This window comes from Vibrio sp. 10N.261.46.A3, assembly GCF_041472995.1.
GTDB lineage: Bacteria > Pseudomonadota > Gammaproteobacteria > Enterobacterales > Vibrionaceae > Vibrio > Vibrio coralliirubri.
In genome coordinates this window covers 1-1,166 of record NZ_JBFRRH010000134.1, presented here as the reverse complement: position 1 = coordinate 1,166, position 1,166 = coordinate 1, and the positions used below count along the sequence as shown (strand labels likewise).

The following is a 1,166-nucleotide window of genomic DNA, read 5'->3' as shown; positions in this document are numbered from 1 at the left end:
GAAATTCCTTACCTTCAAGTGAAATCACCTCACGAGAAGGTCGAGCGGCTTACTCACCGCGCTATGAAGAGTGTGTGAGTTGGGGGCATTCATTTAAAGGTGAGAAAGTGTGCAGCGCTTGGAGGCCAGTACCTTCAAAGTTGTACAAAGACCAATCTTGCGTAACGTCACGCGACACATCCCACCGAACGCCCACTCAATGCACAGCAACGTATGAATACACTGAAATGTGGATGGACGGCCAAAGGTATGGCGAGCCTTACTTTTACAATCACAATGGCGACACCATAACGGCGGATGTCATCGTTGGAAATTAAAGCATCGACACTTTGTTATCGAGTTATCCACCGAAACGGTGGGTAAGCCCAAAAACCGCAACAAAATCAAACAGTCAATGCACTGAGTTGCTTACTTCATTCTCATATCAAAATTGGGGTAATGTTGGAGCACCCAGCGCTGCTGCTCATTGATTCGCGCGATTGGGATGTTTTTAAGCAACTTAACAATGATGCTCTTTCCTTTGATGAAGATGATGTAGCCATGCACCTCATCTTGATTACCGTTTGGGTAGGTTATCACCCCGCTCACTATGGCACCCATCCGGCTTTTTGATACCCCTTTAGTTAACACTACCAAAGCATTTTCAGATAAGACCATCACCGGTCTTGAGCGCCCCCGAACCGAGATGATAGGGCGCGACTCATCTGGGTATTGCATTTTAAAGTATCGCTTGCCTTCACTTTTGGCTTCCATTATTTCTCCTTGTATTGAGGTAATCCTTATGACCACAGAAAAGTCCCCGTCGTCCTTCATCCCCACGATATTTGGTGATGTGCCATCAGATAAAGAATACGAATGGCAGTGGGTAGTGGGTAGTGGAGCATTTTGCTCCTCTTAAATCTCTGTATGAAGACCCAAGAACCACCGAAATCTTCGTAGACCGTTTTGATGCTATCTCAGTTGAGCAAGACGGCAAAATAACCCGTACCGACATTCAATTTAAGTCTAATCAATCATTTCAGGACTTCATTGTTCAGCTTAGCACAGCGTTAAACCAGACTTTAACGCGAGATTCTCCAATATTAGATGCGCGTCTACCGGATTGCTCTCGCGTGTGTGCCGCGCTTCCCGAAGTGACACCTAAAGGGGGTCTGAAGCCCAATGGA

1 protein-coding gene and 2 pseudogenes are annotated in these 1,166 nt (G+C 46.2%); 2 read left to right on the top strand and 1 reads right to left on the bottom strand.

All coding sequences use genetic code 11. The features are described from left to right. Nucleotides 1-317, top strand: a pseudogene (locus AB4484_RS24630) (hypothetical protein); the annotation flags it as partial. Nucleotides 318-408: 91 nt separating this feature from the next. Here AB4484_RS24630 and AB4484_RS24625 read toward each other — a convergent pair. Beyond that, entirely contained in the window at nt 409-753 is a 345-nt protein-coding gene (locus AB4484_RS24625) for a hypothetical protein (protein WP_372080838.1), read from the bottom strand. Nucleotides 754-875: 122 nt separating this feature from the next. On the opposite strand from AB4484_RS24625, the pseudogene AB4484_RS24620 reads away from it, so the two are divergent. After that, nucleotides 876-1,166 (top strand): annotated as a pseudogene (locus tag AB4484_RS24620) (CpaF family protein); the annotation flags it as partial.